The 13,808-nt window shown below is 64.3% G+C and carries 14 protein-coding genes; 9 read left to right on the top strand and 5 right to left on the bottom strand.

Going from position 1 to position 13,808, the window contains the following annotated elements:
• Positions 1–16 precede the first annotated feature (16 nt).
• From E5720_RS18930 to E5720_RS18910, 5 genes are read left to right on the top strand one after another with little or no spacing between them, the layout of a single operon-like run.
• On the top strand, positions 17–1,504 hold the full coding sequence (locus E5720_RS18930) for an aldehyde dehydrogenase family protein (protein ID WP_136171911.1): 1,488 nt from the start codon (positions 17–19) through the stop codon (positions 1,502–1,504).
• Positions 1,501–2,592 (top strand): alcohol dehydrogenase catalytic domain-containing protein, encoded by a 1,092-nt coding sequence (locus tag E5720_RS18925; RefSeq protein ID WP_136171910.1) that lies wholly within the window; start codon positions 1,501–1,503, stop codon positions 2,590–2,592. The genes E5720_RS18930 and E5720_RS18925 overlap by 4 nt, the downstream gene beginning before the upstream one ends.
• A gap of 45 nt (positions 2,593–2,637) precedes the next feature.
• A complete protein-coding gene (locus E5720_RS18920) occupies positions 2,638–3,594 on the top strand; it encodes an LLM class F420-dependent oxidoreductase (RefSeq protein WP_136171909.1) in 957 nt (318 codons plus the stop codon).
• Positions 3,587–4,807, top strand: a complete 1,221-nt coding sequence (locus E5720_RS18915) for a CoA transferase (RefSeq protein ID WP_136171908.1) — start codon at positions 3,587–3,589, stop codon at positions 4,805–4,807. Before E5720_RS18920 ends, E5720_RS18915 begins: the two co-directional genes overlap by 8 nt.
• A 52-nt stretch (positions 4,808–4,859) precedes the next feature.
• Positions 4,860–6,356 (top strand): CoA-acylating methylmalonate-semialdehyde dehydrogenase, encoded by a 1,497-nt coding sequence (locus E5720_RS18910; RefSeq protein WP_136171907.1) that lies wholly within the window; start codon positions 4,860–4,862, stop codon positions 6,354–6,356.
• Between the two features lie 273 nt (positions 6,357–6,629).
• Here E5720_RS18910 and E5720_RS18905 read toward each other — a convergent pair whose 3' ends face one another.
• Positions 6,630–7,511 (bottom strand): hypothetical protein, encoded by an 882-nt coding sequence (locus E5720_RS18905; protein ID WP_136171906.1) that lies wholly within the window; start codon positions 7,509–7,511, stop codon positions 6,630–6,632.
• Between the two features lie 151 nt (positions 7,512–7,662).
• Here E5720_RS18905 and E5720_RS18900 point away from each other — a divergent pair, with 151 nt between their 5' ends.
• Positions 7,663–8,226, top strand: coding sequence for a hypothetical protein (locus tag E5720_RS18900; protein WP_136171905.1), 564 nt, complete (start codon positions 7,663–7,665; stop codon positions 8,224–8,226).
• Between the two features lie 331 nt (positions 8,227–8,557).
• Positions 8,558–8,737 carry a WhiB family transcriptional regulator gene (locus E5720_RS18895; protein ID WP_136171904.1) on the top strand — a complete coding sequence of 60 codons (180 nt, stop codon included), beginning with the start codon at positions 8,558–8,560 and terminating at the stop codon, positions 8,735–8,737.
• A gap of 909 nt (positions 8,738–9,646) precedes the next feature.
• Here the strand turns inward: E5720_RS18895 and E5720_RS18890 are convergent.
• Positions 9,647–10,420, bottom strand: coding sequence for an IclR family transcriptional regulator (locus tag E5720_RS18890; protein WP_136171903.1), 774 nt, complete (start codon positions 10,418–10,420; stop codon positions 9,647–9,649).
• Between the two features lie 165 nt (positions 10,421–10,585).
• On the opposite strand from E5720_RS18890, the gene E5720_RS18885 reads away from it, so the two are divergent.
• Complete coding sequence (locus tag E5720_RS18885) at positions 10,586–11,365, top strand: CoA transferase subunit A (RefSeq protein ID WP_136171902.1); 780 nt, start codon at positions 10,586–10,588, stop codon at positions 11,363–11,365.
• Positions 11,362–12,009 (top strand): 3-oxoacid CoA-transferase subunit B, encoded by a 648-nt coding sequence (locus tag E5720_RS18880; protein WP_136171901.1) that lies wholly within the window; start codon positions 11,362–11,364, stop codon positions 12,007–12,009. Before E5720_RS18885 ends, E5720_RS18880 begins: the two co-directional genes overlap by 4 nt.
• Positions 12,010–12,259: 250 nt before the next feature.
• Here the strand turns inward: E5720_RS18880 and E5720_RS18875 are convergent, their stop codons facing one another.
• The 3 genes from E5720_RS18875 to E5720_RS18865 form a co-directional block, all read right to left on the bottom strand.
• Complete coding sequence (locus E5720_RS18875; RefSeq protein ID WP_136171900.1) at positions 12,260–12,526, bottom strand: hypothetical protein; 267 nt, start codon at positions 12,524–12,526, stop codon at positions 12,260–12,262.
• A gap of 288 nt (positions 12,527–12,814) precedes the next feature.
• The gene (locus tag E5720_RS22195; RefSeq protein ID WP_247596355.1) at positions 12,815–13,048 is read right to left on the bottom strand and encodes a fumarylacetoacetate hydrolase family protein; all 234 of its coding nucleotides are present in this window, start codon (positions 13,046–13,048) and stop codon (positions 12,815–12,817) included.
• 462 nt (positions 13,049–13,510) lie between these two features.
• On the bottom strand, positions 13,511–13,657 hold the full coding sequence (locus E5720_RS18865; RefSeq protein ID WP_136171892.1) for a helix-turn-helix transcriptional regulator: 147 nt from the start codon (positions 13,655–13,657) through the stop codon (positions 13,511–13,513).
• Positions 13,658–13,808: the final 151 nt, after the last annotated feature.

Genomic DNA, 13,808 nt, shown 5'->3' with positions numbered 1-13,808 from the left:
ACGGAAAGGGACCCCCATGATCGTGGACTTCGCCGCGCGCCTTGCCGCGGCCAGCATCCCGCCCCGTACAACAGTTGTCGGCGGGGAGTTCGTCGACGGCACGGGGGATGCATTCGACTCCGTGTACCCGGGCACCGGCGAGGTCATCGCGACTCTTCGCTGCACCGGGGAGGAGCAGGTGGACGCCGCCGTTGCCGCGGCGCTGGCTGCGCAGCCTGGTTGGGACTCGGCTGGCGCGGAGCATCGCGCCCAGGTTCTCGAGACTGCCGCGCGCAGCATCGTCGCTGATGTCGACCGCCTCGCCACGCTGGTTGCCCTCGACAACGGCAAGCCCCTCGCCGATGCGCGCGGGGACGTACTCGGCTGCGCGGCGATGATGCGATCCGCCGCCGGGTGGGCCACCCGAACCAAGGGCACCACCCTGCCTGACGAGGGCGGCTTGCTGCGCCTGACCTGGCGTGAGCCGGTGGGTGTAGTCGGTGTGATCATGCCGTTCAACGCGCCGCTGATGTTCTCCGGCATGAAGGTCGCCGCCGCCATCGCAATGGGCAACAGCGTCGTCGCCAAAGCTCCGGAGAAGTGCCCACTGGCGCCCGTCGCGTTCGTCGAGCACTTGCTCGCTGCGGGGATGCCCGCCGGAGTGGTCAACGTAGTCCAGGGCTTCGGTCCCGTCGGGCACCGGCTCGTCACCGCACCCGACGTGCGGATGGTCTCGTTCACCGGCAGCAACCACGTCGGCAACATCGTCGGCGCCGCGGCCACCGCACTCGGCAAGCGGGTGCTGCTCGAGCTCGGTGGCAAGTCCGCCAACATCGTCTACGACGACGCACCGTTAGACGCCGCCGTCGCCGGTTCGTTGGCCGGCATCTTCACCAACGCAGGACAGCGCTGCTTCTCTGGTTCTCGAATCTTGTTGCAGGAGAACATCGCCGACGAGTTCATCGCCGCGCTGGTCGCCGGCGCCAAGGCGATCCGCGTCGGCGATCCATTCGCCCCCGAGACCACCATGGCCGCGCTCATCACTTCCGCCGATGTGGACCGCGTCGCAAGGTTGGTCGCCGAGGCTGAGGAGGAGGGCGCGAGCGTGCTCTGCGGGGGCGCACCGGTAGCAGGCCTGGCCCCGGGAGGCGCGTACTTCGCTCCCACCATCGTCGATGCCACTAACACCCCGAAGCTGAGCCTGCTCTCGGCGGAGGCCTTCGGCCCAGTGGTCACCGTGCAGCGTTTTCGCACCGTCGAGGAAGCGATCGCGATGGCCAACGACTCCGAGTTCGGCCTCGCCGGTGGCTGCTGGACCAACAGCCTCGATCGCGCGCTCGCCACCGCCAAAGCCGTTGATACCGGAATGTTCTGGGTCAACGCGTACGGCCAGAAGGGCGGCGCGGAGGCCACTCTCGAGGCACGGCGCGGCTCTGGCTTCGGCCCCGAGAAAGGCGCCGACGGCGCACAGCATTACACCACCAGCAAATCCGTCATGATCAAGCAGAATCCAGGTGTCGCATGAGCCGCACAATCACCTCCCGCGCCGCCGTCGCGCTGACGGCCGGCAAGGTGGACATCGTCGAGATCGAGATCCCCGCCCCCACCGGTCGCCAAATTCTTATCGACGTCGCCGCCTGCGGGCTCTGCGGCAGCGATCTGCATTTCATCGACGGCACCTCCGGCACCGCATTCCCGTATCTGCTGGGGCACGAGGTCTCCGGCACGGTGCGCGAGATCGGCGCGGACGTCACCAAGTTCGCGGTCGGTGACCAGGTGATCGGCGCACTTGTAGTCGCCTGCCAGGAATGCAAGGACTGCGAGCGCGGACGCCCCAAAGCGTGCCGATTCCGCAAACCAGTATTGCCGCACCCCACCTTGGAAGATGGCCGCGAGTTGACGCCGGTTCTCGGAATCGGGGGCCTCGCCGACGTACTCCTGATCGACCAGTTGCACTTGACCAAGCTGCCCGACGGACTCGAGCTCGAGCTTGGTGCACTGCTCGGCTGCGGCGTATCGACCGGCTTCGGCGCAGCCGCCAACACCGGTGAGGTGCGTCCCGGAGACAGAGTCGCCGTCATCGGAGCCGGCGGAGTCGGTCTGGCCGCCATCGCCGGTGCACATGCCAGCGGCGCCGACGCAATCCTCGCTCTCGACCGAGACCGCACTCGATTCGACCGGGCCAAGCAGTTCGGCGCCACCCACACCGCCGCCCCCGAGGACATCAGCGGCGGAATTGCCGACGACCAACGCTACGACGTGGTGATCGACTGTGTTGGCGGCGCCGGGCCTCTGCAAATGGCCATCGATCTGCTGCAGACCGGTGGCCGCATCGTCATGCCCGGGGCACCGCGCCGCGACGAAGAGGTCACCCTGGCCATGCGGACACTGTTCGACCGCCGCGTGGAGTTCACCGTCTGCCACCTCGGCGACTGTGTGCCCGATGAGGACATGCCTCGCATCGCCGCCCTGGCCGCGGACGGCAGCTTCCCGCTCGAGCTCTACCGCAGTGAGACTGTCGGTCTCGAGGACGCACCGGCAGCCTACGAACGGATGCGCCGCGGCGAAGTGCTGCGCTCGATCGTGGTGCCTTCGCGGGATCGGCGCGCATAAATGAGGGCTGGGTCTCCGGGCCTCGGACATCTCTCGCCTGACCAGATGGGCGTCGTGCTCAGCCAGGCGCCGGGACGTGAACCGAGTGCTGTCCTCGACGCCGCGCAGGTGGCCGATGAGCTGGGCTACCGCGACCTGTGGATCGGCGAGATGGCAATGTTCGACGCCTTCGTCCTGGCCACGGCCATCGCAGCGCGCACCCATCGGATCGCGCTGACAGTGGGGCCGCTGGCCGTAACCGTGCGCACCCCCGTCGGGATCGCTATGGCCGCAGGCTCAGTACTCGCGGCAACGGGCCGAGTGATCGACCTCGCGCTGGGCACCTCTAGCCCCACCGTCGTTGCCGGATGGCACGGACGCGACCGCGCGCACAGCGCGGCACTGCTTGCCGACACCGCTCAGGCACTACGCCCACTACTCTCCGGTGAGAAAGTCGACTTCACCGGCGATGCTTTGACTACCAAAGGCTTTCGCTCTCTCGTACCGTCCCCCGAGTCCTCGATCACGGTGGCGGCATTCGGCGCGAAGGCGATCACCGCTGCCGCCCGCTACGCCGACCGCATGGTGCTGAATATGGTTGCGCCCGAGAGCGTGGCCCGCCTGCGGGGCGAGTTGACTGCCGCCGCCGAGGCCGCGGGCCGACCAGTCCCCCGCCTTGCCGCGTGGATCCCCGTCTCGGTCGACCCCGACGAAGACGCCCTCGCCCAGATGCGCCGCTCCAAAGTGGGCTACCTGTCCGCCCCCGGCTACGCGCAGATGTTCACCGAGGCGGGGTACGGGGACCTGGTCGAGTTTGCCCGCACCCGTCCGCATCCCCGCGAGGTGTACGAGCGTATCCCCAACTCCCTGCTGCACGCGATCGGAGCAGTCGGCGACGTCGACACGGTCCTGGGCCGGCTCGGCGACTTTGCTGCGGCTGGCATCGACGAGATTGTGTTGAATCCGAGCACCGCCGGCGACCCCGGAGGTCTCCGCACACTGAAGGCGATAAGCAATGGTTGAGAAGACATCCGGCCCATTGACCGGTCTCACAGTAATCGAGCTGGGCCGGTTCGTCGCGGCGCCGCTGGCGGGCCGGTTGCTGGCGGACTGGGGTGCCGACGTAATCAAAGTCGAAGCCCCAGCGGGAGATCCGATGCGCTGGGGTCCGATGGGTGAGCGCCCCGGCTTCTCCCCGCAGTTCGCGTCCTTCAACCGCGGCAAGCGAAGCGTAACCCTGGATCTGAAGTCCGAGGCCGGCCGCGAAGCACTGCGCGCTCTGCTCGCGGGCGCCGACGTACTCATTCACAACATGCGCGCTGCAGCGTTGGTGCGTCTGGGCATCGACCCCGAACTGGTATCCAGCCAGTTCCCGGATCTTGTACTGTGCGGGATCTCCGGGTTCGGCGAAGTCGGTCCTTACGCCAGTTCGCAGGCGTTCGACTCTATCGTCTCGGGGGTGAGCGGGCTGTACTCCCAGTATTGCGAGCCCGATCAACTTGTCCCCGTTGGCCCTTCACTGTCCGACATCCTGACGGGGATGTACGCGGCGCAGTCGGTGCTCGCTGCGCTGCACGCCCGTGGCGCGCGCGGTACGGGCCAACGTGTGGAGGTCTCGATGCTCGAGTCGGTGGTCAACGCCATCGACGACGCGTTCACCACTCACTTCGAGGCAGGCGCGCAGGTCGGACCACAGACCCGCCAGGAGCGTCAGCATGTGTTTGCTTGCCCCGCCGGCGATGGTCTTTCCTTCGTCGTGCAGGTTTCTTCCGCTCCGTCGCAGTGGCAAAAATTTGCCAAACTGTTCTCAGAGAGATCGAATACCGCTGCACTGCTTGATGATCCGAGTTTCAGCGATTACGATACCCGCATTGTGCATTTCGCCGAGCTCGCTGCCCTCGTCAGCGCCGCCGCTTCTTCCCGCCCTCGGGCTGACTGGCTCGCAGACTTGCAAGGTCTCGACATCGCCGCCGGACCCGTCAACTCAATCACCGATGCCATATCTGATCCCCAAGTCCAAGCCGCCGAGATGATCACCGAGATTGCCATGCCCGACGGCCCTCCGCTACGGATGACGCGCGCCGTCGGCTCGTTCTCGCAGACTCCACTCTCGTCCGTCGTGCGCCCACCCGAGGCCGGGGAACACACTCTGGAGGTGCTCGACCAGTTCGACCTCACCCCTGCCCAGCGCGAGAGCGTCGAGCAGGTCTGGCGCACCCGCCGCCGCTACCGCTAACCCCACCGCTAACCCGCTTTCCGGCCCAGCCCGGGACATGAAAGGACAGGCAATGAGCACCCCCACAGCGATCTCGCACTGGATCGACGGACACTTGCAGGAGGGCGCGTCCGGGCGCGTTGGACCCGTCTACAACCCCGCCACCGGCGTACAGACCGGGGCCGTAGCCCTGGCCGACGAGTCTGAGGCCAACTCCGCGATCGCCTCCGCCTTCGCCGCTGCGCAGGGCTGGCGCGAGACCTCGCTGTCCAAGCGCACCGCGATTCTCTTCGCCTTCCGAGAGCTGCTGCACGCCAACGTCGACGAGCTCGCCGCGTTGATCACGGCCGAGCACGGTAAAGTGCTCTCCGACGCTGCCGGCGAGATCCTGCGCGGGCTGGAGAACGTCGAGTACGCCACCGGCATCTCGCACCTGCTGAAGGGCGACCACTCCGAGCAGGTCTCCACCGGGGTCGATGTGCACAGCACCCGTCAGCCCTTGGGTGTCGTCGCCGGCATCACGCCATTCAACTTCCCCGTCATGGTGCCGTTGTGGATGTGCGCCAACGCGATCGCCTGCGGCAACGCGTTCATCCTCAAGCCCAGCGAAAAGGACCCCTCCCCTTCGCTGCTGATCGCCGACCTCTGGAAGCGCGCTGGCCTCCCCGACGGCGTCTTCACGGTCCTGAACGGAGACAAGAGCGCCGTCGACGTGCTGCTTCGACACCCCGACATCGCCGCAATCAGCTTCGTCGGCTCCACTCCCATCGCGCGCAGCATCTACGAGACCGGGACCGCGCACGGCAAACGCGTGCAGGCCCTCGGCGGTGCGAAGAACCACGCGCTGATCCTGCCCGACGCGGACCTGGACATGGCTGCGGACGCCGTCGTGTCCTCCGCCTACGGCTCGGCGGGCGAGCGCTGCATGGCCCTGTCCGTGGCGGTGGCGGTCGGCGACATGGGTGACCGCATCGTCAAGGCCGTCGCCGAGCGCCTACCCGCACTGACCATCGGGCACGGAGACTGCGAGGGCACCGACATCGGGCCGCTGATCACCCGCGAGCACCGCGACCGGGTCGCCAGCTACATCGTCGCGGGCGAGGAGGCCGGGGCCACCGTGGTGCACGATGGCCGCAAGGCCGACGTCCCGGCCAACGGTTACTTCCTGGGCACCACCCTGCTCGACCACGTGCGCCCGGAGATGACCGTCTACACCGATGAGATCTTCGGCCCCGTGCTCAGCGTGGTCCGCGTGGATACCTATGCGGAGGGCCTGACGCTGATCAACTCCAACGAGTTCGCGAACGGCGCCGTTATATTCACGCAGAATGGCGGCGCAGCAAGGCAATTCGAGTTCGACGCAAATGTCGGCATGGTCGGCGTGAACGTGCCAGTTCCAGTGCCGGTGTCCTACTACTCCTTCGGCGGTTGGAAGGCCTCGCTCTTTGGCGATAACCACATGTACGGCCCAGAAGGCGTGCAGTTCTACACCCGCGGCAAGGTCGTCACGACGCGCTGGCCGGACCCGGGTACCTCGGAAATCAACCTCGGGTTCCCCCGCACGAGGTAGAGCTGGAGTCTCGGTGGCACTGTCACGTTGGCGAGCTGGGCGGGTGGCTGGCAGAATTCGGGTGGTGAGCACCCCGTCGCCGTCGTACAAGGGCCACCGGCAGTCCAGCCCACCCCGGTTCTCAACAGTTGACCACTGTGCGTCCTCGGAGTTGAGCATTACCGCGCTCGCATCCGAGGGATGCTGTCTGCGGTGATTGGCCGTACCTCGTCGTTGATCGCGGTGCCGTCGTTGTTCTTGAGGTAGACCCCTCCAATATTGTCCGCGCCTGGACTATGCGAGAGTGCCGACTGGCTGCTCGAGCTCGCTCTCCGGTAGATGGATGGGGGTCGTGCTGCGGTGGTGACCGAGGACCGAGAGTGCGACACCTGCGAGCGTCCAGGTCAGCAGGACAGTCCATTCGTGCCACGACGAGGCGTCCGGAAAGTAGTTGACCTCACGGACCAGACTCGCCGCCGCCCCGGGAACGAAGTACTGCCCGATCGCGCCCCACGGTCCAGCGATGAACTGGTATGGGAGTGCAGCTCCAGAGATCGGATTGCCGATCAGCATGGTGACCACCGCACCGACCCCGATGCCCGGTGCCCCAAGGAGCGCGTTCAAACCGACGATGGTCGAGGCGGTGGCGAGCATGCTGACGCCGATTGCGAGAGCCTCGACCCAGAAGTGGCCTCCGAGGATTCCCAGGAGTGGTCCGGTCACGAGCGCGACCAGGACCCCGCCCACGACGGCATAGAACGCGAGTGCGAGTAGCCGTCGAGTGACTCCAGCGACAAGGAGTGAAATCACGACGCCGCCGACTATGCCGCCGAGCACGAGAGGGAAGCCCATCGCGCTGATCCCGCCGCCGGTGGAGTCCTCGGCCGACAGAGGCACCACGTCCGTGATGGTGAGGTTCGCGTTCTGCATCAGTGCGATCTGTTTGCCGATGCCCTCGATGACCGACGTAGCCGCCGCACCGTCCGCACCCGCGACGAGGACCTCGGGGTCGTCGGCTCCGAGGATGAAAGCCCCGTACACCTCGCGCTCCTGGATCGCCTGCACGGCCTCTGCCCGCGATGGGAACGAGGTGGACTCGACTGGTAGATCCGCCGACTGAGAAAGCTGGCCGCCCACAACGCCGACGGGGAGGTCGCGGGCGTCGGAACGTCGCACGGGTCATAGTCTCGTGTCGGCAAAGCGCCGATCGTACTCAGAATTGAAACAGTGTTCCAGCCGCTGAGCAGTCAGCGTCGATCGCGGATCGACTGCTCATGCAGCTGGATGAGAACCGCGATCACCCATTGATCGAACACCTGGCTTCGAGGTGCGTCTGAAGGAGTGGTCGACGTTTCCCAAAGTCCGAAGAGGATGCACAGTCCGGCAAGCCTCCTGGCCATATCCGCCGAAATTTCTCGAGTACGACGGCTACCTCGGATCGTGCAGGCACTGCGACGAGCCCATCGGCTGGCGGGAATGGCTCGCTGCCCGAGACGACGCGCGGGCCTGGGTGCACCGACTGATTGTTCGTACTCGTTCGTCGGTAGGTGAACGGGAATCGTGCTGCGGTGGTGACCGAGTACCGACATTGCAACACCGGCGAATCCGCACCATTGTCGAGGCACGGATGACGGCGATCGAGAACGCTTTCGCCACCGCCGTGGAGCGGTTGCTGGTGGCAGCGGGCAAGGGCCCGTCCTCCACACGGGACACTGCCCGCGCGATGCTCACGTTCTGCCAGGTCTACGTCGTCCGAGCCGCCGTACTGGGACGCCAGGATCTGACGTCATCACTTGCTGCGGTCGAGCTTCTCACGCCGTCGTATGACTGGGTCATGACGTTCACCCGCACCGTCAAAACGGCGATCCAACCGGTGCCTACTGGTGATTGACCGACCGCTCGACGAGTACCTTCCTGATCACGCTATCGGTCGCGGCGATGATTACGTCATCAGAACTGCGCGGATGTACCCCGTGCTTACCTCACTCATCGCGACCACGTACGCATCGCGGAAACCTTCGCGCCGAACATCGCGACGAAGTCCTCGGTCCAATTTGACGTCATCACCAACACAGACAATGGATCGGGCGACCAGTCGCACGCCCGCCTCGGGCGATAGGGAGAGAATCGGTGACCGCGGATATGGCCGAGACGTGAACTGGTGAGTACACGCAGCATGTCGTTCGCTCGGCGACTACTTTTTATTCACCTCGATAGGGTAGATGCCCATCGCATGCCGACGTCGCGAACGCGCAGCCAAACAGACGTGTGCGAGCTGCCCGGCCCTTGTGCAGCGTCGGACGTATGCCTGCGGCACCGGGAAGCTGCACGGTATCTGGGGCGGGCTGACCGCGTCCGAACGCAAAGTGAACACGGCATCCCGCACGCGTCGAGCCGTCTGACAAACCCATAGCGGCGGCAAGCACGAACCGTAGCTGCGCGGCGAGGTATGGCGCGCACTTGCGAAACCGGTTCCGGCTGTTCGGTGCCACCGCGGCCGCCGTCCGCTATGCAGGTTCGGGTCCAACCTCTTCTGGTACTCAAAGATCCAGCCGGAAACTTCAGCGAGTACTAACTAGATGTCAACTGCTTAGTAGATAATCAACTATGGACGCCCCAGGAGCGGAAAGGAGCCAACGCACTGTTCAATTCAGGTCCCCCCACCATCGTTCCTGGCCCCAAGGATCTCGTCGAGACCGACGGCGACCCATTGCGCAGAGGCGGTGGACGGGTCGAACAGCATCGAACCCACCACGCCGATAATTGCATTGCCCGAGCCGACGACGAGACAAGCGTGCAGTGAACTCGCCCGCGGGGTCGTTCCACTCCTAGACTCATACAGGACGGTCAGGGCACGAATCACCGGCGAGATACCTGACCTGCCCAGGACAGCCGGTGGGCTTAGCGGCGTGCGATTGCTGCCCGATGACAGATGCCCGGTACAGGGTCCGCTGGCCCAACTAATCGCTCTGCGATGGTGTTTCACTGCCGCCGTACGGACCTACGGCCGCTGCGCAATATGAGGTAAAGACAGTATGATGTCTGGTGATCGCCCGCGGGGCAGCTGATATGCCGTGAATACGTAGGTGTCACCACGGCCCTCGATTGCCCGAGCTGCAGCGGCGAGCCCGAGTGCCTACGAAGTGGACACTGCGCACGATGCGTCGTCGCCATAGACTTGATTGCGGACGTCCGCCGACGGCTGGCACTGCGCTTTGCTCGTAGAGCCAAGGTAGGAGTGCGATCGCCGAGCGTCGTCCGTTGCTGATGCTCCAGTCGTTGATCTGGCCTCCTAGTCTCAGAAATGTTGACTACCAACGTCGTTCGAGTCGTCCCGTCAGAACATGGGCTTGTTGGAGTAGTAGCATTCCGAGTTCGTGGCGACGCTGCGGTCGAAACCTTGTCTCGACGCCGGTGAGACTGAGCGCCCAGGCGGGCTTGCCTGCCCGGTCGAACACGGCAGCCCCGATGCCCCAACTGCCCTCGACCAGCAGCGCAGGATTGACTGCGTACCCCGATTCGCGGGTGGCCGCGATGCGCTCGCGAAGGACGTCGGGATGGTGCTGCGGTCCCCACTCCGATTGCAGATCGGCCTGTCCGAGGTATTCGTCGATCTCGCGGTCAGGTAGATGCGCCAGAATAACCAAACCCGCCGACGCGACCCCGAGCGGCAACCGGATGCCCTCGTACAACACATGGGACCGCAGCGGAAAACTGCCATCCTCGCGCAGCAGACACACTGTTTCGTCGCCGCGGCGTGTGGACAGGAAAGCACTCTCACCGCTTTCTCTCGCGAGCGTGTGTACGACGCTGCGTGCCTGCTCGGTGATGTCGTAACGACCGGCGGCTGCCGATCCGAGCAGGTACATCTCCGGTCCGAGGGCCCATCGTCCGGTGGCTGAGTCTCTGTCGAGAAATCCTTCCTCGGTCAGCGAGGTCAACAAGCGGTGTGCCGTCGGTCGCGCGAGGCCGGTCGCCTTGGCAAGTTCTGTGGTCGAAGCGCCAGTGGGTTCGGCGGCGCCTACCGCGCGCAACAATGCCGTTGCGCGCCCGACGACGTTGGGCCCGCTGCTCTGCTGCGTCATGCCGGTCAGTCTAACGTTCACTCAGTGAACGCTGGTGGAGTGTCCGTTCGACTCACGAACAGTATGCGGCTGCTGTGCGTCTTCTGCTTCCATTTCTATGCACTTCAACGTCTACTGAGGCACAGAAGATCGAGCGTTTACTGAGTGAACACCTGAGGAGTATTGATGCCGGGACCTGTGAGAACGTCGAGAAAGGTATTCGAGTCCGCAGCGGCGGCGGTGGCCGATATCGGGAAAGGTGCGAGCCTTGCGGTCGGCGGGTTCGGATTGTGTGGCATCCCCGATGCACTCATCGAAGCGATCGCGGAAACCGAGGCGACCGACCTCGAGGTGTTCTCCAATAATTGCGGCGTCGACGATCACGGACTCGGCATCCTGCTCTCGATCGGCCGCATCCGCCGCGTCACAGCGTCCTATGTCGGCGAGAATAAGGAGTTCGCGAGGCAATACCTCGCCGGCGAACTCGAAGTCGAACTCACTCCACAGGGGACTCTTGCCGAGCGACTCAGAGCAGGGGGTACCGGTATCCCGGCGTTCTTCACCCCCGCCGGCGTCGGCAGCCCCATCGCCGACGGCGGGATGCCGTGGCGTTATCGTCCCGACGGCACAGTCGCGATCGAATCCCCACCCAAAGAGACGCGGTTGTTCGGCAACAAACGGTACGTGATGGAAGTAGCGATCAACGCCGATTTCGCACTCGTGCATGCCGCGCTCGGGGATACCGAAGGAAACCTCGTCTTCGACAAGACTGCAAAAAATTTCAACCCACTCGCAGCAATGGCAGGCCGAGTGACCATCGCACAGGTCGAGAAATTGGTCCAACCAGGCGAGATCGACCCGGCGGCGGTGCACCTTCCCGGGGTCTTCGTTACGCGGATCGTTCACACCGGAGAGCAGAACAAGCGCATCGAAAAGCTTACTGTCAGTGCAGGAGTGCAATCATGACGGCATCGGTGGCAACGGGCTGGACTCGCAACGAAATGGCTCGGCGTGCCGCGGCCGAGATGGTCGACGGCGAGTACGTCAACCTCGGGATCGGCTTACCCACATTGATTCCGGGCTATCTGTCGGCGGATATTTCCGTGGTGCTGCACTCGGAGAACGGAATCCTGGGCACCGGGCCGTACCCGACGGTGGACAAGGTGGACGCAGACCTCATCAACGCGGGCAAGGAAACCGTTACCGTCAATTCCGGTGCCGCATATTTCGATTCGTCGCTGTCGTTCGGGATGATCCGCGGCGGCCACATCGACACCGCGGTGCTCGGCGGCATGCAGGTTTCGCAGACGGGTGACCTGGCCAACTGGATGGTCCCCGGCAAAATGGTCAAGGGTATGGGCGGTGCCATGGACCTCGTTCACGGCGCGCGCAGGGTCATCGTCGTCATGGAGCACACCGACCGCGACGGCAATCCCAAGATCCTCGACACCTGCACCCTCCCGCTGACCGGCCGACGCGTCGTGAATCGCATCATCACCAATCTCGCGGTGATCGACGTCGTCGGCGATGGAACGCTGGCTCTGGTGGAACTCGCACCGGGCGTGACCGTCGAGCAGGTGGCCGACGCTACCGGAGTCACGTTGAGCTGATCAAAGTTGCGCAGACGCAGCCCTCAGCGGCTCATGTTGATCGGCAGTCTACGTACTCGGTTCTGGCAGAGAATATAACGTAGCGATCTGGAGCGCTCCGTGTCGTACATTGCAGCGCGAAGAGCAGCACATGCCATGCCATGCCATGCCAGTGAATTCGAAATGCACGCTGGACAGATGAATTTGGTTCAACCAGGTCGGAATCCGGCCAACTGGTGCTCAACAAATCAACTGCAGGGGAAGCTACCGGTCAGCGACGGCGGCGGCGCAGTGCCGCTTTGGCTGTGTCGATCACGTCGCCAGTGAGTGCGCGCTCACGCAATTTCGATTCGTTACAAGCCCCGGCACGCAGACCGTCGATCACGATTGTGAAATACCGCTTCCAGTTGGATGCGTCGATCGCGCCCGAGAACTCAGCGGCCTCGCCGATCATGCCGACGATCGGAAAGAAGTCGTTCACCTCGACATCCGAACGCAGTTGACCCGACGTTCTCGCCCTCGTGACGATTCTTTCCACGAATGGCTCTAGACGCTGGCGCGTCTGCGCGATTCCTGAGCATCCCAAATCGGTTCCGAGGACAACCTAACCCAGACCTCGGTCGGCTGACATTCCTTCCGGAATTTGTCAAGGCGGATGAGTCCAGTGGGTGTCAGGCCGCTACCGAAGGTTGATCCTGATCGGTGTTGGCGGCTCGGTGGGTTTGTTGATCCCGGCAGCCCGTTGTGATCGAGTGAGCGGCCGGTCTCGACCTATCCGCTGGTACCGCTTGCGGCGGCGGTGCGGTCGCGGACTTGGGTGATCTGTTCAGGTGGTTTGGGTCCGCGTGAGGCCCCCTTTGGAGCATGCCACTGCCCCGACCGTACTGACGTTGACGGTGAGAACGCCGATGCGATCGATGTCTACGCTCACGACGTTGCCGTCGGCGACCTGACCGATGCCAGCCGGCGTGCCGGTAGTGATGATGTCGCCGGGGTTGAGAGTCATCACAGGAGATGCATACGAAATCAGTTCCGGCACTCCCCAGATCAGGTCTTTGATATCGGCGTCTTGCCGCAGTGCATCGTCGACACGCGTCCGTAGTTGCAGTGTTGCAGTGTTGCCAGATCTCCGACCTCATCGGGGGTGACGAGGTACGGACCGACAGGTGTGAAGGTGTCGTTGGCTGCTGATAGATCCTTTTGACCTTCAGTATGGCGAACAGGACGTAGCATCGGCGCCAAGAGGCACCTGAGTCATCGACTCCACCGGCATCCTCGCCCCCGACCTGGACGTCCAGGATGCGTGCGATCACCCGAAAGCAGGGACCAGTGCGACGTGAGGCGCTATTGTCCGCCGGGGCGGGCCGCAGCAGCACCGTCGGGAGCACACCAGCAACGCGTCCCAAACCGGCAACCGCGGCAACGACGTCGGCACCCGAAACACCCGACCACGAGCACCCGCAACCTCTATGAACTCGGTCCGAGGAACAGCCTCGACACCGAAGCCCGCCACCCCCAACAATCACTCGACAGTCTCCAAAGACGGTGACTTGCGGCCGTTCTCGTACGCAGACAACGTCGGACGCGAAGTATGTGCCCGCAGCGCAAGCTCACTTTGCGTCAAACCAGCAGCACGACGCGCACGCTCGATCAGACCATGGCCAGCCATCAGAGGCTCATCGAAAAGTGAGTTACGAACGAGTTGTGACAACTCGTGACACATCCGTCAGCATCGAAGACAGATCCCAGGTCACGGCCGTCACGCGAACCGACATGGACACTGACCGTCCGACTTCGCCAACACGTGCTCCAACACAAAA

The sequence above is a fragment of the Rhodococcus sp. PAMC28707 genome (genome assembly GCF_004795915.1).
In the GTDB taxonomy this organism is placed as follows: Bacteria; Actinomycetota; Actinomycetes; order Mycobacteriales; family Mycobacteriaceae; genus Rhodococcoides.
This window is presented reverse-complemented; position numbering and strand designations above follow the sequence as displayed.

What these genes read in the sequence shown, in the direction of transcription:
- E5720_RS18930 (WP_136171911.1), top strand. Translation starts at nt 17, where the DNA reads ATGATCGTGGACTTCGCCGCGCGCCTTGCCGCGGCCAGCATCCCGCCC.
- E5720_RS18925 (WP_136171910.1), top strand. Translation starts at nt 1,501, where the DNA reads ATGAGCCGCACAATCACCTCCCGCGCCGCCGTCGCGCTGACGGCCGGC.
- E5720_RS18920 (WP_136171909.1), top strand. Translation starts at nt 2,638, where the DNA reads ATGGGCGTCGTGCTCAGCCAGGCGCCGGGACGTGAACCGAGTGCTGTC.
- E5720_RS18915 (WP_136171908.1), top strand. Translation starts at nt 3,587, where the DNA reads ATGGTTGAGAAGACATCCGGCCCATTGACCGGTCTCACAGTAATCGAG.
- E5720_RS18910 (WP_136171907.1), top strand. Translation starts at nt 4,860, where the DNA reads ATGAGCACCCCCACAGCGATCTCGCACTGGATCGACGGACACTTGCAG.
- E5720_RS18895 (WP_136171904.1), top strand. Translation starts at nt 8,558, where the DNA reads ATGCCCATCGCATGCCGACGTCGCGAACGCGCAGCCAAACAGACGTGT.
- E5720_RS18890 (WP_136171903.1), bottom strand. Translation starts at nt 10,420, where the DNA reads ATGACGCAGCAGAGCAGCGGGCCCAACGTCGTCGGGCGCGCAACGGCA.
- E5720_RS18885 (WP_136171902.1), top strand. Translation starts at nt 10,586, where the DNA reads ATGCCGGGACCTGTGAGAACGTCGAGAAAGGTATTCGAGTCCGCAGCG.
- E5720_RS18880 (WP_136171901.1), top strand. Translation starts at nt 11,362, where the DNA reads ATGACGGCATCGGTGGCAACGGGCTGGACTCGCAACGAAATGGCTCGG.
- E5720_RS18865 (WP_136171892.1), bottom strand. Translation starts at nt 13,657, where the DNA reads ATGGCTGGCCATGGTCTGATCGAGCGTGCGCGTCGTGCTGCTGGTTTG.